Origin of the sequence: Comamonas sp. 23 (assembly GCF_049601575.1) — a bacterium.
GTDB classification, from domain to species: domain Bacteria; phylum Pseudomonadota; class Gammaproteobacteria; order Burkholderiales; family Burkholderiaceae_C; genus Comamonas; species Comamonas squillarum.
Genome location: NZ_CP187127.1, coordinates 2,905,983 through 2,926,581 on the forward strand (window position 1 = coordinate 2,905,983; position 20,599 = coordinate 2,926,581).

General features: G+C 62.7%; 15 protein-coding genes. 8 read left to right on the forward strand and 7 right to left on the reverse strand.

The window, feature by feature from the left end:
* Nucleotides 1–83: 83 nt before the first annotated feature.
* From alaS to ACPEE1_RS13100, 7 genes are all read right to left on the reverse strand, one after another.
* The gene (gene alaS, locus ACPEE1_RS13070; protein ID WP_423933049.1) at nt 84–2,708 is read right to left on the reverse strand and encodes an alanine--tRNA ligase; all 2,625 of its coding nucleotides are present in this window, start codon (nt 2,706–2,708) and stop codon (nt 84–86) included.
* Nucleotides 2,709–2,851: 143 nt separating this feature from the next.
* On the reverse strand, nt 2,852–3,559 hold the full coding sequence (locus tag ACPEE1_RS13075; protein WP_182341153.1) for a hypothetical protein: 708 nt from the start codon (nt 3,557–3,559) through the stop codon (nt 2,852–2,854).
* Between the two features lie 15 nt (nt 3,560–3,574).
* Complete coding sequence (gene zapE / locus ACPEE1_RS13080; RefSeq protein ID WP_116925572.1) at nt 3,575–4,678, reverse strand: cell division protein ZapE; 1,104 nt, start codon at nt 4,676–4,678, stop codon at nt 3,575–3,577.
* Between the two features lie 91 nt (nt 4,679–4,769).
* Nucleotides 4,770–6,197: a dihydrolipoyl dehydrogenase gene (gene lpdA / locus ACPEE1_RS13085; RefSeq protein WP_116925571.1), complete on the reverse strand. Its 1,428-nt coding sequence runs from the start codon at nt 6,195–6,197 to the stop codon at nt 4,770–4,772.
* A 2-nt stretch (nt 6,198–6,199) separates the two neighbouring features.
* Nucleotides 6,200–6,652: a hypothetical protein gene (locus ACPEE1_RS13090; protein WP_116925570.1), complete on the reverse strand. Its 453-nt coding sequence runs from the start codon at nt 6,650–6,652 to the stop codon at nt 6,200–6,202.
* Nucleotides 6,653–6,727: 75 nt separating this feature from the next.
* Entirely contained in the window at nt 6,728–7,990 is a 1,263-nt protein-coding gene (gene odhB, locus ACPEE1_RS13095) for a 2-oxoglutarate dehydrogenase complex dihydrolipoyllysine-residue succinyltransferase (RefSeq protein ID WP_116925569.1), read from the reverse strand.
* Between the two features lie 39 nt (nt 7,991–8,029).
* Nucleotides 8,030–10,909 carry a 2-oxoglutarate dehydrogenase E1 component gene (locus ACPEE1_RS13100; RefSeq protein WP_116925568.1) on the reverse strand — a complete coding sequence of 960 codons (2,880 nt, stop codon included), beginning with the start codon at nt 10,907–10,909 and terminating at the stop codon, nt 8,030–8,032.
* A 248-nt stretch (nt 10,910–11,157) separates the two neighbouring features.
* Here ACPEE1_RS13100 and ACPEE1_RS13105 point away from each other — a divergent pair, with 248 nt between their 5' ends.
* The 8 genes from ACPEE1_RS13105 to dapE all read left to right on the forward strand — a co-directional run bounded on the left by ACPEE1_RS13105 (nt 11,158) and on the right by dapE (nt 20,515).
* The gene (locus tag ACPEE1_RS13105; protein ID WP_116925754.1) at nt 11,158–12,243 is read left to right on the forward strand and encodes an AI-2E family transporter; all 1,086 of its coding nucleotides are present in this window, start codon (nt 11,158–11,160) and stop codon (nt 12,241–12,243) included.
* A gap of 53 nt (nt 12,244–12,296) precedes the next feature.
* A complete protein-coding gene (locus ACPEE1_RS13110; protein ID WP_182341151.1) occupies nt 12,297–13,370 on the forward strand; it encodes a GTP pyrophosphokinase in 1,074 nt (357 codons plus the stop codon).
* A gap of 298 nt (nt 13,371–13,668) precedes the next feature.
* On the forward strand, nt 13,669–15,000 hold the full coding sequence (locus ACPEE1_RS13115; RefSeq protein WP_116925567.1) for a polyhydroxyalkanoate depolymerase: 1,332 nt from the start codon (nt 13,669–13,671) through the stop codon (nt 14,998–15,000).
* Nucleotides 15,000–15,770: an RnfABCDGE type electron transport complex subunit B gene (locus tag ACPEE1_RS13120; RefSeq protein ID WP_182345681.1), complete on the forward strand. Its 771-nt coding sequence runs from the start codon at nt 15,000–15,002 to the stop codon at nt 15,768–15,770. Before ACPEE1_RS13115 ends, ACPEE1_RS13120 begins: the two co-directional genes overlap by 1 nt.
* A gap of 103 nt (nt 15,771–15,873) precedes the next feature.
* Nucleotides 15,874–17,082: a succinyldiaminopimelate transaminase gene (gene dapC, locus ACPEE1_RS13125; RefSeq protein WP_116925565.1), complete on the forward strand. Its 1,209-nt coding sequence runs from the start codon at nt 15,874–15,876 to the stop codon at nt 17,080–17,082.
* Nucleotides 17,083–17,085: 3 nt separating this feature from the next.
* Nucleotides 17,086–17,910: a 2,3,4,5-tetrahydropyridine-2,6-dicarboxylate N-succinyltransferase gene (gene dapD, locus ACPEE1_RS13130; protein WP_182341148.1), complete on the forward strand. Its 825-nt coding sequence runs from the start codon at nt 17,086–17,088 to the stop codon at nt 17,908–17,910.
* Nucleotides 17,911–18,094: 184 nt separating this feature from the next.
* Nucleotides 18,095–19,255, forward strand: a complete 1,161-nt coding sequence (locus ACPEE1_RS13135) for a PilT/PilU family type 4a pilus ATPase (RefSeq protein WP_021028493.1) — start codon at nt 18,095–18,097, stop codon at nt 19,253–19,255.
* A gap of 111 nt (nt 19,256–19,366) precedes the next feature.
* On the forward strand, nt 19,367–20,515 hold the full coding sequence (gene dapE, locus ACPEE1_RS13140) for a succinyl-diaminopimelate desuccinylase (protein WP_182341145.1): 1,149 nt from the start codon (nt 19,367–19,369) through the stop codon (nt 20,513–20,515).
* Nucleotides 20,516–20,599: the final 84 nt, after the last annotated feature.

A 20,599-nucleotide genomic window follows, 5' to 3' on the forward strand; every position in this document is an offset into this window, starting at 1 on the left:
AGTGCTGGCTGCTGTGCGTACGCAAAAAAGCCCCCTGCATTGCAGGAGGCTCGTTGGGGGATGCGAAGCGGCTTAAGGGGCTATCAGACCCGCTCGGCCACCCAGGCCTGAACGCCCGCCAGCGCTTGCGCCAGGCCCGCTGGGTTGGTGCCGCCAGCCATCGCCATGTCGGGCTTGCCGCCGCCCTTGCCGCCCACTTGCTGGGCGACAAAGTTCACCAGTTCACCGGCCTTGACCTTGCCAATACTGTCCTTGGTCACGCCTGCGGCCAGCTGTACCTTGTCGCCGTCGATAGCCGCCAACACGATGGCAGCGGTGCCCAGCTTGTCCTTGAGCTTGTCCATGGTGTCGCGCAGCGCTTTCGCATCGGCGCCATCCAGGGTGGCAGCCAGCACCTTGATGCCCTTGACGTCCACCGCCTGGCCGGCCAGCTCATCGCCCTGGCTCGACGCCAGCTTGCCCTTGAGCTGGGCCAGTTCCTTCTCCAGCGCCTTGATCTGGTTGAGCGCACCACCGATGCGGTGGTTCAGCTCAGCCACTGGGGCCTTCAAGGTGGCAGCGGCTTCGTCCACGGTCGATTCGAGCGACTGCAGGTAGGCCAGCGCGTTCTCGCCGGTCACCGCTTCGATACGGCGCACGCCAGCGGCCACGCCGCCTTCGGCGACGACCTTGAACAGGCCAATGTCACCGGTGCGCTGCACATGGGTGCCACCGCAGAGTTCCCGGCTCGATCCAATGTCCAGCACGCGCACGGTCTCGCCGTACTTTTCACCAAACAGCATCATCGCGCCGGTCTTTTGTGCGCTCTCGATGTCCATCACGCGCGCGCCGGTTTCGGTGTTCGCCAGGATCTCGGCATTCACGCGCTTTTCGATCTCGCGCTTTTGCGCATCGGTCACCGGGCTGTTGTGGGCAAAGTCAAAGCGGGTGCGTTCCGCATTGACCAGGCTGCCCTTTTGCTGCACATGGTCGCCCAGCACTTCACGCAGCGCCTTGTGCATGATGTGGGTGACCGAGTGGTTACGCATGGTGGCGGCGCGCAAGGCGGTATCGACCTCGGCTTGCACCGCATCGCCCACCTTGAGGCTGCCCGCAGCGAGCTGGCCGTGGTGGCCAAACACATCGGCCTTGATCTTCAAGGTGTCTTCCACGACAAAGCGGTTGGCACCGGCCGAAATCACGCCCTGGTCGCCCACCTGGCCACCCGACTCGGCGTAGAACGGGGTGGTGTCCAGCACAACCACGGCCGTCTGGCCAGCGTTGATCGCGTTGACGCTGCTGCCATCGACATACAACGCCACGACCTTGGCGGCCTCGCTCAGCTGCGTGTAACCGGTGAAGGCATTGGCCGCGCCGGTGTATTCCAGTGCGCGGTCCATCTTGAACTTGCCCGCTGCGCGGGCCTGGCTCTTTTGCTGCTCCATCGCGGCATGGAAGCCCGCCTCGTCCACGCTCAGGCCGCGTTCGCGCGCCACGTCGTTGGACAGGTCCAGCGGAAAGCCGTAGGTGTCATGCAGCTTGAAGGCCACATCACCGGGCAGCACCTTGGCGCCACCGGCCAGTGCGCTGTCCAGGATGTCCATGCCATGGGCCAGGGTCTCGAAGAAGCGCTCTTCCTCGACCTTGAGCACCTCGGTGATGCGCGCTTCCTGCTCGCGAATCTTGGGATAGGCATCGCCCATCACGGCGACCAGGTCCTTGACCAGCTTGTGGAAGAAGGGGGTCTTCTGGCCCAGCTTGTAGCCGTGGCGGATGGCGCGGCGGATGATGCGGCGCTGCACATAGCCGCGGCCTTCATTCGACGGGATCACGCCATCGGCCACCAGGAAGGCGGTCGCGCGGATGTGGTCGGCAATCACCTTCAGCGAGGGGGTTTCCAGATCGTCGATATGGGTCTCGCGTGCAGCGGCCTTGATCAGCGCCTGGAACAGGTCGATCTCGTAGTTGCTGTGCACATGCTGCAAGATGGCAGCCAGGCGTTCCAGGCCCATGCCGGTATCGACGCAGGGGGCTGGCAGCGGCTTGACCGAGCCGTCTTCGGCCATGTCGAACTGCATGAACACGTTGTTCCAGATTTCGATGAAACGGTCACCGTCTTCATCGGGCGAGCCTGGAGGGCCGCCGGCAATATGCGGGCCGTGGTCGTAGAAGATTTCCGAGCAAGGGCCGCAAGGGCCCGTGTCGGCCATCATCCAGAAGTTGTCGCTCTTGTAGCGGCCGCCCTTGTTGTCGCCAATGCGGATCACGCGCTCTGGGGGCAGGCCGATCTCCTTGGTCCAGATGTCGTAGGCCTCGTCGTCCTCTTCATAGACGGTGGCCAGCAGCTTCTCGGCCGGCAGCTTGTAGACCTCGGTGAGCAGCTCCCAGGCCCACTTGAGCGATTCGCGCTTGAAGTAGTCGCCAAAGGACCAGTTGCCCAGCATCTCGAAGAAGGTGTGGTGGCGCGCGGTATAGCCCACGTTTTCCAGGTCGTTGTGCTTGCCACCGGCACGCAGGCAGGTCTGCACGCTCGTTGCCCGGGTGTAGGGGCGCTTGTCCGTGCCCAGAAACACATCCTTGAACTGCACCATGCCGGAGTTGGTGAACATCAGCGTCGGATCGTTGCCCGGCACCAGCGGGCTGGACGGAACAATGGTGTGCCCCTTGGACGCGAAAAAGTCCAAGAAGGTCTTGCGGATCTCAGCGACGGAAAAAGTGGGTGTACTCATGGTGTGATGCAGTGGTGGCGCCTGCCCACTTCCCCTGAAGCGGTGCGGGCGCGAATCTTCCATTATAGGGTTTGGTCGCAACCGCAGCACCAGGGCAGCCTGTGCAAGGGCCCCTGGCGCGTGATGCGTAGTCTTCCAGCGGTTTACTGGGGCACGGGCAGTGGCGCCGCCTTGCGCTTGCCTTCCTGCTCCTTCATGCGCTTTTCATGGGCTTCGAGCTTGCGCTGCGCAGCCTCTTGCTTGGCATCGTATTCCTCTTGGGCCTCGCTGATGCTGTCCGCCCGGTCTTCGTTGTGGCGCTGCAGCGTGCGCTGCTTGCTGTCCACCTTGCCAGCCTGGCTGGTGGCACGGCGGGCGGCATCCTGCTCGCGGCGCTGCTGCTGCTCGGCAATGCTCTGGGCATTGCGCTTGGGCGCATGGCTGCTGCGCTGGGCCGCCTGCTCGTCGTGCTCTTTCTGGCGCTGCTCCAGATCGGGCTGGCTCAGCGCGCCGCCATCGAGCGGCGGGTGCTTGCGCTCAAAATCGTTTTGCTTGTTGGCGCGGGCATCGCGCTGGTTGGCGGTTTTCTCGTCGCGTTCCTGCGCATTGATGGCCAGCTCGCGCTGGCGCAGCGCGCGCTCTTCGGTGTTGTACTGGCGGCGCACCTTCTGCAGGCAGTCGGTCACCGCAAAGTGCTGGTAGCAGATCTTTTCGTTGTTGGCCAGGCGCGCTTCGCTGTCCTTGCGCTCCAGCGTGATCTGGGCACGCGCCTGCGTGCGCTCCTGCGCATTCGAGGTTTTGCCGGAGGCCGCATGGGCCAGGCCGGTGGCAGCCAGCAGCACCAGCACGGTGACAGTGTTCAAACGAGGCATAGGGGCCCTCTCTTCTCAGGTCAGCGCGGTATCGACCACGCGTCGCTCCAGCGACAAATACTCCTGCGACTGCATCTCGTTGAGGCGCGAGACGGTGCGCGGAAACTCATGGGACAGCGGCCCTTCGGTGTAGAGCTGCTCGGGCGGCACGGCGGCCGACATGATGAGCTTGACCCGGCGGTCATAGAGCACATCGACCAGCCAGGTAAAGCGGCGTGCGGGCGAGGCCATGTTGACGAACATCTGCGGCACATTGGACAGCAGCACGGTGTGGAACTGGGTGGCCAGCTCCAGGTAGTCATTTTGCGAGCGCGGGTTGACGCACAGTTCATGGAAATCGAACCAGATCACGCCCCCTGCGCGGCGGCGCGGCTTGAGCTCGCGCGACTCAATTTTGAAGACTGGTTTTTCGTCAGGCACCTCGGCCAACTGGCCAAAGGTCTGCTCCATCGCTGCATCCGCCTCAGGGCCCAGCGGGCAATGGTAGAGCTGGGCCAGCTCCAGCGCGCGGCGGCGGTAGTCGGTGCCGTTGTCGACATTGATCACATCCATGCGCGCGTTGAGCAGGTCGATGGCCGGCAGAATGCGGTCGCGGTGCAGGCCATCGGGGTAGAGGCCATCGGGCGTGAAGTTGGAGGTGGTGACAAAGCCCACGCCGTTGTTGAACAGGGCCAGCAGCAAGCGGTAGAGGATCATCGCATCGGTGATGTCCGCCACATGGAACTCGTCAAAGCAGATCAGCTTGTACTTCTTGGCGATCTTGGCGCCCAGCACATCGAGCGGGTCCTGCGTGCCCTTGAGCAGGGTCAGCTCGCGCTGCACCTCGCGCATGAACTCATGGAAATGCAAACGCACCTTGCGGCGCAGCGGCACGGCGTTGAAGAAGCAATCCATGATGAAGCTCTTGCCGCGCCCCACCCCGCCATACATGTACACCCCGCGCGGAATGTCGGGGTGGTTGATCAGCTTCTTGATAGGGTTGGAGCGCTTGTTCTTGTACTGCTCCCACTCGTCGGCACAGCGCTGCAAGGCGTCCACCGCACGCATCTGTGCAGGATCACTTTGAAAACCCTTGGCCTTGAGTTCGGCCTCGTATGCATCTCTTACCGCTGTACCCATGGGTGTCTCAATCTCTTGTTGCTATAAATGACATAGCCTCTGGCGCAGAACCAATCTGCACCAGAGGCCATTTTCGCCTAAAACTTCAGGATCAGAAGTTCAGGGTGCGCTTGTCCACGGCCAGGGCCGCTTCCTTGGTCGCTTCCGACAGCGATGGGTGGGCGTGGCAGATACGGGCGATGTCTTCGCTCGATGCCTTGAACTCCATCGCCACCACGGCTTCGGAGATCAGCTCCGAAACCATCGGGCCGACCATGTGCACGCCCAGGATTTCGTCGGTCGTGGCATCGGCCAGGAACTTGACCATACCGGTGGTATCGCCCAGCGCACGTGCGCGGCCATTGGCCAGGAACGGGAAGGTGCCAGCCTTGTAAGCGACGCCGTCGGCCTTGAGCTGCTGCTCGGTGCGGCCCACCCATGCGATTTCGGGGCTGGTGTAGATCACCCATGGAATGGTCGCAAAGTTCACATGGCCGTGCTGGCCCGCAATGCGCTCGGCCACGGCAACGCCCTCTTCCTCGGCCTTGTGGGCCAGCATCGGGCCACGCACGACGTCGCCCACTGCCCAGACGCCAGGCAGGTTGGTCTTGCAGTTCTCGTCCACGACGATGGCACCACGCTCGTCCAGGGCCAGGCCCACGGCTTCGGGGTTCAGGCCGATGGTGTTGGCCACGCGGCCGATGGACACGATCAGGCGGTCCACGTCCAGCTGCTGGGCTTCACCCTTGGCATTGGTGTAGCTGATCTGCACGCCCTTTTTGTCGGCCTTGATATCGCCAACCTTCACGCCCAGCTCGATCTTCAGACCTTGCTTGTCAAAGGACTTCTTGGCTTCCTTGGCGATTTGCTCGTCGATGGCGGGCAGGAACTTGTCCATGCCTTCGAGCACCGTCACTTCGGTGCCCAGACGGCGCCAGACCGAGCCCATTTCCAGGCCGATCACGCCAGCACCGATCAGCGCCAGCTTCTTGGGCGCAGCGCCCAGGCGCAGTGCGCCGTCGTTCGACAGAATCTTGTCTTCGTCGAAAGGCACGCCAGGCAGAGCGCGGGCATTGGAGCCAGTGGCAACAATGATCTGCTTGCCGGTGATGGATTCTTCGTCCTTGCCCGCGACCTTGATTTCGTAGCCGCCATCAGCGGCCTTCACGAAGGAGCCACGGCCGTGGAAGAAGGTGACCTTGTTCTTCTTGAACAGGTACTGGATGCCGTCGTTGTTTTGCTTGACGACGGTGTCCTTGCGGGCAATCATCTTGGCCACATCCATCGTGACCTTGCCAGTCGAGATGCCGTGGTCTGCAAAGTGCAGGTTGGCATGCTCGAAATGCTCGGACGACTGCAGCAGGGCCTTCGAGGGAATGCAGCCCACGTTGGTGCAGGTGCCGCCCAGGGCTGGGCCGCCAGCGGCGTTCTTCCACTCGTCGATACAGGCCACTTGCATGCCCAACTGGGCTGCACGGATGGCCGCTACGTAGCCGCCGGGGCCGCCGCCGATCACGACGACATCAAATTGCTTGCTCATGATTAATCCAATGGTGTTAGTTCAAAACTGCCCTGGTGCAATGCCACACCGAAGAGGCCCGTTTTGGTGGTCAGTTGCTCGTCGTTTTGACGACCAAACGACAAGGTGGTGCCGGGATGGGTGCGGCAGACGAACATGAAGGAGCCGGACTCCAGGCATGCAATCTTGCCGCCAGCGCGCATCACCGCCCAGCCCATCTCTTCATAGCCCTGGGCCTTGAAGGGGATGAGCGGCAGCGGCGCGCCGGGCTCGCCGACAAACGAAATGGCCCATTGCGGGCCATTGCCGTCCGCCTTCGCGCCGGGCACCTCCTTGGCGGAGGTGACCGGGCGGATGCGAACCTGTGATGGGGCAGGCAGACCCCGGCGCGCAGCCTGGGTGCCTGCTGCCCACTGGAAGCGATAGTCACCGCTCCAGCTTTGCGTGGCGACATCCTGCGCTGCAGGACGGGACAACGTCCCGCAGGCGCCCAGCACAAGTGCGGACGCTGCAGCCACCAGAACGCGTAGCATCACTGCCCGGCGACCCGATTACAGGTCGAACAGCAGACGCGATGGATCTTCCAGCGCATCCTTCATCGCCACCAGACCCAGCACGGCTTCGCGGCCGTCGATGATGCGGTGGTCGTAGGACATCGCGAAGTAGTTCATCGGACGCACCACCACCTGGCCGTTTTCGACCACAGCGCGGTCCTTGGTCGCGTGCACGCCCAGGATGGCCGATTGGGGCGGGTTGATGATCGGGGTCGACATCATCGAGCCGAAGGTGCCACCGTTGGAGATGGAGAACGTGCCGCCGGTCATGTCTTCGATGCCCAGCTTGCCGTCAGCAGCCTTCTTGCCGAATTCGGCGATCTTCTTTTCGATGTCGGCAAAGCTCATCTGGTCTGCATTGCGCAGGATGGGCACCACCAGACCGCGTGGCGAGCCCACGGCGATACCGATGTCGAAGTAGCCGTGGTAGATGATGTCGGTGCCATCGACCGACGCGTTCAGCACGGGGTACTTCTTGAGTGCATGCACGGCCGCCTTCACGAAGAAGGACATGAAGCCGAGCTTGACGCCGTGTTCCTTGGTGAAGTCGTCCTGGAACTTCTTGCGCAGCGCCATCACGGGCGCCATGTTCACTTCGTTGAACGTGGTCAGGATCGCGTTGGTCGACTGCGACTGCAGCAGACGCTCGGCGATACGGGCACGCAGACGGCTCATCGGCACGCGCTGCTCTGGACGCTCGCCCAGGTCTTGGGCAGCGGCGGGCGACGCCACCTGGGGCAGCGACTTGGTCGGTGCGCCGGTGGGTATCACGGCGGCGGTGGACTTGACGCCACCGGCCACAGCGGCCAGCACATCACCCTTGGTGACGCGGCCGTCCTTGCCCGAGCCGGCCACAGCGCCGACTGCCAGGTTGTTGTCCGCCAGCAGCTTGGCTGCAGCTGGCATCGCCACATCGCCCTTGTTGCCACCGGCAGCTGCAGGCGCAGAAGCGGGGGCGGGAGCGGCAGCAGCTGGCGCAGGTGCTGCGGCAGCGGGGGCTGCAGCGGCGCCGGCCACGGCTTCGGTATCGATCTTGGCGATCAGCTGGTCAGCGATAACGGTCGCGCCGTCGCCTTGCACGATCTCGGTCAGCACACCAGCGGCAGGCGCTGGCACTTCGAGCACGACCTTGTCGGTTTCGATCTCGATCAGGATTTCGTCGACAGCAACAGCTTCACCGGCCTTCTTCTTCCAGGTGAGCATGGTGGCTTCAGCGACCGACTCGGACAGCTGGGGGACTTTGACTTCTACGATTGCCATAACAATTCTTTCTGTATTCGTTAAATGCTGAGGTCGTGCTTACTTGGTCAGCACAAAGCCCTTGAGCTTGCCGAATGCGCCTTCGACCAGCGCCTTTTGCTGCTCTTGGTGCAGGTGCGAATAGCCCACGGCAGGCGATGCCGAGGCGGCACGGCCGGAGTAGCCCAGCTTTTGGCCGTCGAGCATGTTCTCGTGGATGTAGTGCTGCACGAAGAACCATGCACCCTGGTTTTGCGGCTCGTCCTGGCACCACACCACTTCCTTGGCGGCGCTGTACTTCTTGAGTTCAGCGGCAAAAGCCTTGTGGGGGAACGGATAGAGCTGCTCGATACGGATGATGGCCACATCGGTGCTGCCTTCTTCGGTGCGCTTCTTGACCAGGTCGTAGTAGACCTTGCCCGAGCAGGCGATCACGCGCTTGACCTTGTCGGCCTTGGCAACGATGGCCTCATCGCGCTCACCGATCACGGTCTGGAAGCCACCGGAGGTGAATTCCGACACGGGCGAGGTTGCGTCCTTGTTACGCAGCAGCGACTTGGGCGTCATGATGATCAGCGGCTTGCGCAGCGGACGCACCATCTGGCGACGCAGCAAGTGGAAGATCTGCGCAGCCGTGGTCGGCTGGGTCACTTGCATGTTCTGGTCCGCCGACAGCTGCATGAAGCGCTCCAGGCGTGCCGAGCTGTGCTCGGGGCCCTGGCCTTCGTAGCCGTGTGGCAGCATCAAGGTCAGACCGTTGATACGGCCCCACTTGACTTCACCGGAGGCGATGAACTGGTCGATCACCACTTGCGCGCCGTTGGCGAAGTCGCCGAACTGCGCTTCCCAGATCACCAGGGTGTTGGGATCGTTGGAGGCGTAGCCATATTCGAAGCCCAGCACGGCCTCTTCGGACAGGATGGAGTCGATCACGGTGAACGGCGCCTGGTTGTCAGCGACGTTCTGCAGAGGGATGTAGGTGCCCTCGTCCCACTTCTCACGCTTTTGGTCGTGCACGACCGAGTGGCGGTGGGTAAAGGTGCCGCGGCCGCTGTCTTCGCCCGACAGGCGGATGGGGTAACCCGAGGCCACCAGCGAGGCGTAGGCCATGGTCTCACCCATGCCCCAGTCCACGTTGATGTCGCCACGGCCCATCGCTGCGCGGTCGTCATAGACCTTCTTGACCAGCTGGTGCGGGTTCACCGACTCCGGCAGGGTCGTGACGCGCTCGGCCAGACGCTTCCACTCGGCCACGGGAATGGCGGTGTCGGCGCTGTCGGTCCACTTCTGCTTGAGGAAGGGGCTCCAATCCACCGCGTACTGGCTCTTGAAGTTGGTCAGCACCGGGTCGACCGTGTGCTTGCCCGCATCCATGGCCGCGCGGTAGGCCTTGACCATGTCGTCGCCCAGCGTCTCGCCCAGCCCTTGCGTGGCCAGCTTGTCGGCGTACAGCTTGCGCGTGCCGGGGTGCTGGGCAATCTTCTTGTACATCAGCGGCTGGGTCAGTGCAGGCGTGTCCTGCTCGTTGTGACCGAGCTTGCGGTAGCAGATGATGTCCACCACGATGTCCTTGGAGAATTCCATACGGAAGTCCAAAGCCATCTGCATGGCCAGTGCCACCGCTTCGGGATCGTCACCGTTGACGTGCAGCACGGGCGAATCGATCATCTTGACGATGTCCGTGCAATACGTGGTCGAGCGCAGATCGCGAGGATCGGAGGTCGTGAAACCAATCTGGTTGTTGATGATGATGTGCACCGTGCCGCCCGTGGTGTAGCCACGGGTTTCGGACAGCGCCAGCGTTTCCTGGTTCACGCCCTGGCCGGCAAAGGCCGCGTCACCGTGCACCAGCACCGGCAGCACTTGCTTGCCCTGCGGGTCGTTGCGGCGGTCCATGCGCGAGCGCACCGAGCCTTCAACCACGGGGTTGACGATTTCCAGGTGCGAGGGATTGAAGGCCAGCGACAGGTGCACCGGGCCGCCAGTGGTCGACACATCGGAGCTAAAGCCCTGGTGGTACTTCACGTCACCGGCGGTCAGCTCTTCAGGGGCGGTGTGGTCGAACTCGGCAAACAGGTCCTTGGGCATCTTGCCGAGGGTGTTGACCAGCACGTTCAGGCGGCCACGGTGGGCCATGCCGATGACGATTTCCTGCACGCCGGTCACGCCAGCGGCATTGATCAGCTGGTCCATCGCGACGATAAAGGACTCGCCGCCTTCGAGCGAGAAGCGCTTCTGACCCACATACTTGGTGTGCAGGAAACGCTCCAGGCCTTCGGCCGCGGTCAGGCGGTCAAGAATGCGCTTTTTCTGGTCGGCGTTGAAGGCGGGCTTGCTGCGAATGCTCTCGAGCTTTTGCTGCCACCAACGCTTCTGGTTTTGCTCGGCGGTGTACATGTACTCCGCGCCCAACGTGCCGCAATAGGTCTCGCGCAGTGCATTGAGCAGCTCGCGCAAGGTCATCGATTCCTTGCCGAAGAACGTGTTGCTGATGTTGAACACGGTTTCCTGGTCCGCATCGGTAAAGCCATAGAAGGCTGGATCGAGCTCAGGAATTTCGGGGCGTTCTTGGCGCTTCAGCGGGTCCAGATCGGCCCAGCGTGCGCCCACATTGCGGTAAGCGGCAATCAGCTGCTGCACGGCGGTGCGCTTGCGGCCCAGTTCCGAATCAGCACCAGACGCTACCACCACCTTGGTCACGCCTTGTTTGGCGCGCTCGGCAAAGGCGTTGACGACGGGAAGATGAGGGACGTCCTTGGCGTTGCTGCCGTCCAATGCGGGGACGTTTTGCAGTGCATCAAAGTAAGCGCGCCAGGTGTCTGGTACGCTGCCTGGGTTATCCAGATAGTTCTCATACATCTCTTCGACATACGGGGCATTGCCGCCGAAGAGATAGGTGTTGCCTTGGTAGGCTTGATACACAGAATTCGTATCGCTCATTTTCTCCGCTGACCTCCGCTTTCCTCTGGAAAGCATTAGCTGGTGCATATAAACAACCTTCCGCGACACGGCTGAACCGATTGGCGGATGCGACTGTGGCTGGGAAGGGCCGAACAACGGGTATTGTGCCACTTCCGCCTGGGCTTGTCCTTCGATGGCCTTGGCCCCAGCAGATGGGTGCCCGAAATAGCGTAGGTTTATGCCGGAAGCAGATACATTTGCGCTATCCATTCACACCGATGCGCTTGATGTTCAACAACCACTCTCTTCACGACAAAGCATTCATCTTGCTGCTAATAGGCGTCACCATTGCCTTTTTTGCCGTGCTTTTCCCCTTTCAGGGGGCCGTTTTCTGGGCCGTGATCCTCGCTGTTGTGTTTACGCCTCTACACAAAAAAATCCTGGTCCGCCTCCCCAAATACCCGACTATTGCGGCCCTGATTACGCTGGTGCTGTGCCTGGTGCTGGTGATCCTGCCGCTGATCCTGCTGTCGATCTCGCTGGCCAAGGAGGCGGCCACCATCTACGAGAGCGTGCACTCGGGCGAGATGAATTTCGGCCAGTACTTCCAGCAGATCTACAACGCCATGCCCCAGTGGGTGCTGGACCTGCTGACCCGCTTCAACCTGAACGACCCCAAGGTGATCCAGGAGAAGATCTCCGGCATCTCGGTGCAGGCGAGCCAGTATGTGGCGACCAAGGTGCTGACCATCGGCCAGAACACCATGGGCTTTTTGGTGAGCTTTTGCATCATGCTCTACCTGTTGTTCTTCTTCCTGCGCGACGGCAAGACCTTGATCCGCAAGATCCTGGCCGCCACGCCGCTCGATGACGCGCACAAGAAAAAGCTGGGCGCCAAGTTCATCACCGTGGTGCGCGCCACGGTCAAGGGCAACCTGGCCGTGGCTGCCACCCAGGGCGCGCTGGGCGGCATCATCTTCTGGATTCTGGGCATCGAGGCCTCGCTGCTGTGGGGCGTGGTGATGGCCTTTTTGTCGCTGTTGCCGGCCGTGGGTGCAGCCATTGTCTGGGCGCCAGTTGCTATTTATTACATTGCCACCGGCTCCACCACCGAAGGCATTGTGCTGGCCGCCTATGGCGCCGCCATCATGGGCATGGTCGACAACGTGCTGCGCCCGCTCCTGGTGGGCAAGGACACCAAGATGCCCGACTACCTGATCCTCATCTCCACCCTGGGCGGGCTGTCGCTGTTCGGGCTTACCGGCTTTGTCATCGGGCCACTGATTGCCGCGCTGTTCATCGCGGTCTGGGATCTTTTTGCACCCCAGGCCCACATCAGCGACACCACAGAGGTAGACAATAGCGCCAAGTAACTTCTTCTTTTGGCGGGCGCGTGGCGCCTGCCCCTTCTTTGCTGCCCTGCCCCATGCCCGCTCGCGATTTTGAATCCCGCAAACAGGAATTCCTGGATTTCTACGCCGCCCAGTTGCCCACCCTCAAGGCTGCGGCGGCCTCGTTCAATGCGCTGATCCACGCCATCTTGAGCAACCTCGAGGGCGTCAACATCGCCAAGTTCGAGTGCCGGGTGAAGACCGCTGACGAATGCGTGCGCAAGTTCAAGCGCAAGTACCGAAACTTTGTCGAGGACCAGTCCGAGGACTATGCCATCGAGGACTACATCACCGACCTGATCGGCGTGCGCGTGGTCTGCCTCTATGAGGACGAGCCACCGGCCATCATGTCCCGGGTGCGCGAATATTTCGATGTGATCGAGATCACCGACAAGACCTCACCGATGGAAGACTCGGAGTCCGAGTTTGGCTACAAGGGCATCCATATGGACCTGCGGCTCAACCAGCAGCAGGCACAGCTGACCGAGCACCAGGCCTATGCCGACCAGGCCTTCGAGCTGCAGATCCGCACCATCATCCAGGACTCCTGGAGCGAGCTGGACCACAAGATCAAGTACAAGAAGTCCATCCCGACCAACCTCAAACGCCGCATCAACATTCTGTCGGCGCTGTTTGAACTGGCCGACCGCGAGTTCTTGCAGATCCGCAATGAGACCAGCCAGGCGCTGGCGCTCTCGCGCGCCGAGGACGAGGTCGACGGCCCCCTGGGCGATGGACTGGGCGACCACAACGAGCCGCTCGATGCCTTCAGCTTTGTCGCCTTTGGCCACAAGCACTTCCCCGGCTATGAGTTTGACCCGCAGAAGGTGGAGTTCTTCCTGGACGAGTTGCTGCATGACTTTGCCGTGCGCCACGCCGGCTGGCTGTTTGCCGTGGTGCAAAAGCATGTCACCACCGTGCGCCACTACAAGGCCGATTTCCAGCACCGCTACCCGTCCAGCAGCTTCAACCCCTTCACGGTGATGCGCCACTGCCTTTACCTGGAGGACAAGCAGCGCTTTCGCAAAACGCTGCGCAACTCTGCGCGTGAGGCCTTTGAGGAATGGTTGCAGCGCCAGCCCGCCAACAGCACCACCAGCGAAGACTGAGCGGCCATAGCGTCCTGCCCTGATCTACAGGCCCTGTCTACCCAGGGCAAGCGCGGGCATGGGGCCAGAGCAATAGTCTAGCAAGACCCTCAGTCATTAGTTAAAATCAATCTTTGTAACTACGCCCATCCGAGTGGCTGCATTGCAGCGGCCATGCGGGTGGCAGGCCGGTGTAGCACACAGTGGGCAGCGGCGCAGAACCCAGCGCCAGCACCCTCCCCGTGTTTACGAGCATGGCTGGCCATGCTTTCTGACGCGCGCTGCTGCTATATTGCGATGCAACAATCACGGAGTTTTGATGCTGTACCAACTGTATGAAACCCAGCGGGCCCTGATGGAGCCCTTTGCAGAATACGCCCACGCCACCTCGAAGATGCTGAGCAATCCGCTGTGGCCGATCAGCCAGACGAACACCGCCCAGCGCGCCTCGGCGGGCTTTGATCTGTTCTACCGGCTGGGCAAGGACTATGAAAAGCCCGCCTTTGGCATCACCACCATCGAGGCCAACGGCCATGAGATCGCGATCCACGAGCGCGTGGAGCTGACCAAGCCCTTTTGCGAGCTGCGCCGCTTCAAGCGCTTCTCGGACGACCAGACCAGCCTGGCGGCGATGAAGCAGCAGCCCGTGGTGCTGGTGGTGGCCCCGCTGTCGGGCCACTACGCCACCCTGCTGCGCGAGACGGTGCGCACGATGCTGGCCGACCACAAGGTCTATATCACCGACTGGACCAATGCGCGCCTGGTGCCGCAGACCGAGGGCATCTTCCACCTCGATGACTATGTCAACTATGTGCAGGAATTCATCCGCCACATCCAGGGCATCTACGGCAACTGCCATGTGGTGAGCGTCTGCCAGCCCACGGTGCCGGTGCTCGCCGCCGTCTCGCTGATGGCCAGCCGCGGCGAGAAGACCCCGCTGTCGATGACCATGATGGGTGGCCCCATCGATGCGCGCAAATCGCCCACCACGGTGAACAACCTGGCCACCACGCACGATCTGCAGTGGTTCGAGTCGAACGTGATCCATCCGGTGCCCGGCAACTTTCCCGGTGCCGGCCGCCTGGTCTACCCCGGCTTTTTGCAGCACATGGGCTTTGTCAGCATGAACCCTGACCGCCATGCGATGAGCCATTACGACTACTTCAAGGACCTGCTCAAGGGCAACGAAGACAGCGCCGAACACCACCGCAAGTTCTACGACGAGTACAACGCCGTGCTCGACATGGATGCGGCCTACTACCTGGAAACCATCAAGACCGTGTTCCAGGACTTTGCGCTGGTCAAGGGCACCTGGGAGGTGCGCTCGCCCGAAGGCAATCTGGAGCTGGTCAAGCCCCAGGACATCCGCCACAGCGCGCTGCTGACGGTCGAGGGCGAGCTTGATGACATCTCTGGCTCGGGCCAGACCCAGGCCGCGCATGACCTGTGCACCGGCCTCAAGGCGGTCGACACCCGGCACTTTGAAGTCAAGGGCGCGGGGCACTACGGCATCTTCAGCGGCAAGCGCTGGCGCACCATGGTCTACCCGATGCTCAAGGACTTCATCCTCGCCAACAACCGCATCGAGGATCGCCCTGCAGGCAGCGTAAAATCGGCCACTTCCAAGCAGAATACTTTGCACACGGTGTGATCGATACCCACAAAACCAGCGACCAGCCAGCCTCAGCGCTGGCTGTTTTCATTGGCGCCATTGATGCGGCCCTGCCGCAGACCCAATGCACGCGCTGCGGCTACCCCGACTGCCGCCACTATGCCCAGGCCATTGCCCAGGGCGAGGCCGCGATCAACCAATGCCCGCCTGGCGGCCAGGAAGGCGTGGCGCGGCTGGCGGCCATCACCGGCCGGCCTGCGCTGCCGCTGAACCCGCACAACGGCCTCGAAGCCGTGCGCGTTGTCGCCCGCATCGATGAGAACTGGTGCATCGGCTGCACCTTGTGCATCAAGGCCTGCCCGACCGATGCCATCCTGGGCGCGAACAAGCGCATGCACACCGTCATTGCCGAGGCCTGCACCGGCTGCGAGCTGTGCCTGCCGGTCTGCCCGGTCGATTGCATTGAACTGGACAACGCCAGCGGCGAGGCCACCGGCTGGGCCGCCTGGAGCCCGGCGCAAGCCGATGAGGCCCGGCTGCGCTACAACAGGCACCAGCAGCGCCTGCACGGCACCAACCGCACGCAGGTGCCCAGTCCAACTGCCAGCCCAGCGGGCACGCCGCACGCTGCCCCTGCAGCCCTCAGCGCCCAGGCGGCCCAGGCTGCTGCCGTCAGCGCAGCAGCATCGCAAAATACCGCGGCCAGCAAGGCCAACCTGGCCGCGCCGGCCGCTGCCGACAAAAAGGCAATCCTGGCCGCCATTTTGGCCAAAGCCAAGCAGCAACAAGGCGGCAACCACTCGTCTTAATGGCTGCGCGGCGCTGGGTAGCCGACAAAGGCCGCCAAGCCCCTACCGGGCATGACAGAACGGCGCAAAAAAACAAGCGCCGCTGCACCATAATGGCTGGCTTATGAACCCCTTGCTCCAGAAACTGCAGCCCTACCCGTTTGAGCGCCTGCGCCAGTTGTTTGCCGGTGTCACGCCGCCCGCAGACCAGTCGCCCATCAGCCTGGGTATCGGTGAGCCCCGCCACCCCACGCCCGCCTTCATCGAGCAGGCGCTCTCGGACAACCTGGCCGGCCTGTCGGTCTACCCGGCCACCGCTGGCACGCCGGCACTGCGCGAAGCCTTTGCTGCCTGGCTGTCCACGCGCTACGGCCTGCAGGTGGATGGACACAAGCACACCTTGCCCGTCAATGGCAGCCGCGAGGCACTGTTTGCGTTCACGCAGACGGTGGTCGACAGCAGCAAGCCAGGCCCGGTCGTGCTCTGCCCCAACCCCTTCTACCAGATCTACGAAGGCGCGGCCCTGCTCGCGGGCGCCACGCCCTACTACGTGCCCAGCATCGCCAGCAAGAACTTTGCCGTCGACTGGGCCAGCGTGCCCGAGGACATCTGGCAGCGCACCCAGCTGATCTTTGTCTGCTCGCCGGGCAACCCCACCGGCGCCGTGATGCCGCTTGACGAGTGGAAAAAGCTGTTTGAGCTGTCCGACCGCTATGGCTTTGTCATTGCGTCTGACGAGTGCTACAGCGAAATCTACTTCCGCGACGAGCCACCACTGGGCGGCATGCAGGCAGCAGCGCAACTGGGCCGCAGCGATTTCCGCCGCCTGGTCTCGTTCACCAGCCTGTCCAAGCGCAGCAATGTGCCGGGCCTGCGCAGCGGTTTTGTCGCGGGCGACGCCGAGCTGATCAAGGCCTTCACGCTCTACCGCACCTACCAGGGCGGCGCGATGAGCCCGCCGGTGCAGGCGGCCAGCATTGCGGCCTGGGGTGATGAGCGCCATGTCGAAGACAACCGCGAGCAATACCGCCGCAAGTTTGCCGAAGTCACGCCCGTGCTGTCGGCCGTGATGGACGTGCAGTTGCCCGATGCCAGCTTCTACCTCTGGGCCGGCGTGCCTCCAGAGATGGGCTTGTCCGACACCGAGTTCGCACGCGAACTCTATGCCCAATACAATGTCACGGTTCTGCCAGGCAGCTATCTGGCCCGTGACTTCAACGGCAGCAACCCAGGCGCCGGCCGCATCCGCATGGCCCTGGTGGCCCAGACGGCCGAATGCCTGGAAGCCGCTCAGCGCATTGCCCAATTCATTCAATCCTGGAAAAAAGCCTAAACCATGACGCAACAACTGCAAACCATCATCGAATCCGCCTGGGAAGCCCGCACGACGCTCTCGCCTGCCTCGGCTCCCAAAGAAATCGTCGATGCGGTCGACCATGTGATCAACGCCCTGGACCAGGGCGAGTTGCGTGTGGCCACCCGTGACGGCGTGGGCCAGTGGACCGTGCACCAGTGGATCAAGAAGGCCGTGTTGCTGTCGTTCCGCTTGAAGGACAACGCGCTGGTGCAAGCCGGCGACCTGAACTTCTACGACAAAGTGCCCACCAAGTACGCGGGCATGTCCGAAGCCGATATCGCCGCCACCGGCGTGCGCGTGGTGCCGCCCGCTGTGGCCCGCCGCGGCAGCTATGTGGCCAAGGGCGCCATCCTGATGCCTTCCTACGTGAACATTGGCGCCTATGTGGGCGAAGGCACCATGGTTGACACCTGGGCCACCGTGGGCTCCTGCGCACAAGTGGGCAAGAACGTCCACCTCTCGGGCGGCGTGGGCCTGGGCGGCGTGCTCGAACCGCTGCAAGCCAACCCCACCATCATTGAAGACAACTGCTTCATCGGCGCCCGCTCCGAAATCGTCGAAGGCGTGATCGTCGAAGAAAACTCGGTCATCTCGATGGGCGTGTACATCAGCCAGTCCACGAAGATCTATAACCGCATGACCGGCGAAGTCACTTATGGCCGCGTTCCTTCGGGTTCGGTGGTGGTCAGCGGCTCCATGCCTGCCAAGGACGGCAGCCACAGCCTGTACTGCGCGGTGATCGTCAAGCAAGTGACGCCCGAGACCCGCGCCAAGACCAGCATCAACGACCTGCTGCGCGACTGATCTGCCGCCCAGGGATTCTCTGTATAACCCTCGCCAGGCAACCCATCAGCCCTGCAAGCTTTGCGCTGCAGGGCTTTTTTGTGGCCGTTTGGCTTGCGGTTGGGTTGCAGCGCGGGCGCAACATCGTTTATTGACTGCGTAGCTAAGCCTACAATCTCTGCACAAATTACTGGAGGGAACGGACATGGGAACCATGGAGCGAATCTTGCGCCTGATGGCAGACAACAAGGCCTCGGATGTCTATCTGTCAGCCAATGCGCCTGCGCTGGTCAAGATCCAGGGCGAATGCATCCCCCTCAACAACCAGACCTTGACACCGGATGCGCCGCGTACCCTGCTCGCCGAGATCGTGCCGCCCGAGCGCATCGAAGAGCTGGACGAAACCGGGGAGCTCAACATTGGCGTGCCGCTCGAAGGCGTGGGCCGTTTCCGCGTCAGCGCCATGCACCAGCGCGGCAGCTGCGCCGTGGTCATCCGCTATGTGCCCCAGGACATCCCCAGCCTGGAGCAGCTGGAGCTGCCCGAGATCTTCCAGGACCTCATCATGGCCCGGCGCGGCCTGGTGCTGTTTGTCGGCGCCACCGGCTCGGGCAAGAGCACGTCGCTCGCCGCAATGATCGACCACCGCAACGGCCAGCAAAGCGGCCATATCCTGACGGTGGAAGACCCGATCGAGTACCAGTTTTCCAACCGGCGCTCGATCATCAACCAGCGCGAGGTGGGCAGCGACACCGCCTCACTGCAGACCGCGCTGAAGAACGCGCTGCGCCAGGCGCCCGATGTGATCATGATTGGCGAAATCCGCGACCGCGAGACCATGTCGGCGGCCATTGCCTACGCGCAGTCCGGCCACCTGTGCCTGGCCACCTTGCACGGCAACAACAGCTACCACGCGCTCAACCGGATCCTGAGCTTCTACCCGGTCGAGGTGCGCCCCACGATGCTGGGTGACCTGTCATCGGCGCTGCGCGCCGTGGTCTCGCAGCGTCTGGTCAAGACGGTCTCGGGCAAACGCACCGCTGCCATCGAGGTGATGCTCAACACCAAGCTGGTGGGCGAGATGATCGAGCAAGGCAACTTCTCGGCCGTGCGCGAGGCGATGGAAAAGTCCATGGCCGAAGGCTCGGTCACCTTTGAAGGCGCACTGGCCGCGCTCATCCACAGCGGCAAGATCAGCCGCGAGGAAGGCCTTGCCAACTCCGACTCGCCAACCAACCTGATGTGGCGGCTGCAGAACGACTTCCAGATGGCGGCCAATGCCGCCAAGGCCCAGGTCGCGGCCAAACCCGAGCTCGACGACGCGGCCTCGTTCACCGAAATCGTGCTTGATGTGAACCAAGAGTAAGATAGCGGCCGTTGCCCCCGGGCAGCACGCCACGACGCCGTGGCCATATGCCCTGAATGCGGCCTGCGGGCCGCATTGTTGTTGACCTCCCCGCCCACTTTCTTTGACGCCATGTCCCGCACCCTGCAACTGACCGAGCAACTGATCGCCCGTCCTTCCGTGACGCCCAATGACGAAGGCTGTCTGGACATGGTTTCCGACCTGCTCCAGCCGCTGGGTTTTGCCTGCGAGCGCATGGACAGCGGCCCCGACAGTTTTCGGGTGAGCAACCTCTGGGCACTGCGCCGCAGCGGCGTGGCGGGAGCCAAGACCGTGGTCTTTGTCGGCCACACCGATGTGGTGCCCACCGGCCCGCTGGAGCAGTGGAACTCGCACCCCTTCACCCCTTCGCACCGCGATGGCAAGCTCTACGGGCGCGGTGCCAGCGACATGAAGACCTCCATCGCTGCCTTTGTCGTGGCCGCCGAGGAGTTTGTCGCCCAGAACGCTGCAGCGCCGCTGGATATCGCGCTCTTGCTGACCAGTGACGAAGAAGGCCCGAGCGTGGACGGCACCGCCGTCGTCGTCGAGCAGCTGCGCCAGCGCGGCCAGGTGCTGGACTACTGCCTGGTGGGCGAACCCACCGCCGTGCAAAAGCTCGGCGACATGGTCAAGAACGGCCGGCGCGGCAGCCTGACGGGCAAGCTCACCGTCCATGGCGTGCAAGGCCATATCGCCTACCCGCAGCTGGCCCGCAACCCCATCCACCAGGGGCTGGGCGCGCTGGGTGAACTGGCCAGCACCCTGTGGGACGAGGGCAATGCCTTCTTCCCGCCCACCAGCTTCCAGATGAGCAATATCCATGCGGGCACTGGCGCGGGCAATGTGATCCCGGGCCAGATGGTGGTGGACTTCAACTTCCGCTTCAGCACCGAATCGACGGCCGAGAACCTCAAGGCCCGCGTCAAGTCCACCTTGGAGCGCCATGCGCTTGAGTACGACCTGAAGTGGACCCTGGGCGGCAAGCCCTTCCTGACCACACCCGGCGTGCTGGTGACGGCCGTGCAGCAAGCCATCCGCGACGAAGTGGGGCTGGAGACCACCTTGTCGACCACTGGCGGCACCAGCGACGGCCGCTTTGTCGCCGATATCTGCCCGGAAGTCATCGAGATCGGTCCATCGAACGCCACCATCCACAAGATCGACGAGTGCGTGGCCGTGGCCGATATCGAGCCGCTGAAAAATATCTACCGCCGCATTCTGGAAAACCTGGCGCGCTAAGAACCTGTTCAAAGCCAATACCCAGATAGCCCTGGCGGCAGCCTTGCCTGGTGCCACGCAGCTGTCATCAAGCCTACAATGGCG

Bases quoted from the DNA above. Each gene is read 5' to 3' on its own strand.
- dapD (WP_182341148.1), top strand. From the start codon at position 17,086: ATGACGCAACAACTGCAAACCATCATCGAATCCGCCTGGGAAGCCCGC.
- ACPEE1_RS13075 (WP_182341153.1), bottom strand. From the start codon at position 3,559: ATGCCTCGTTTGAACACTGTCACCGTGCTGGTGCTGCTGGCTGCCACC.
- zapE (WP_116925572.1), bottom strand. From the start codon at position 4,678: ATGGGTACAGCGGTAAGAGATGCATACGAGGCCGAACTCAAGGCCAAG.
- dapE (WP_182341145.1), top strand. From the start codon at position 19,367: ATGTCCCGCACCCTGCAACTGACCGAGCAACTGATCGCCCGTCCTTCC.
- ACPEE1_RS13110 (WP_182341151.1), top strand. From the start codon at position 12,297: ATGCCCGCTCGCGATTTTGAATCCCGCAAACAGGAATTCCTGGATTTC.
- ACPEE1_RS13105 (WP_116925754.1), top strand. From the start codon at position 11,158: ATGTTCAACAACCACTCTCTTCACGACAAAGCATTCATCTTGCTGCTA.
- odhB (WP_116925569.1), bottom strand. From the start codon at position 7,990: ATGGCAATCGTAGAAGTCAAAGTCCCCCAGCTGTCCGAGTCGGTCGCT.
- alaS (WP_423933049.1), bottom strand. From the start codon at position 2,708: ATGAGTACACCCACTTTTTCCGTCGCTGAGATCCGCAAGACCTTCTTG.
- ACPEE1_RS13115 (WP_116925567.1), top strand. From the start codon at position 13,669: ATGCTGTACCAACTGTATGAAACCCAGCGGGCCCTGATGGAGCCCTTT.
- ACPEE1_RS13100 (WP_116925568.1), bottom strand. From the start codon at position 10,909: ATGAGCGATACGAATTCTGTGTATCAAGCCTACCAAGGCAACACCTAT.
- lpdA (WP_116925571.1), bottom strand. From the start codon at position 6,197: ATGAGCAAGCAATTTGATGTCGTCGTGATCGGCGGCGGCCCCGGCGGC.
- dapC (WP_116925565.1), top strand. From the start codon at position 15,874: ATGAACCCCTTGCTCCAGAAACTGCAGCCCTACCCGTTTGAGCGCCTG.
- ACPEE1_RS13135 (WP_021028493.1), top strand. From the start codon at position 18,095: ATGGGAACCATGGAGCGAATCTTGCGCCTGATGGCAGACAACAAGGCC.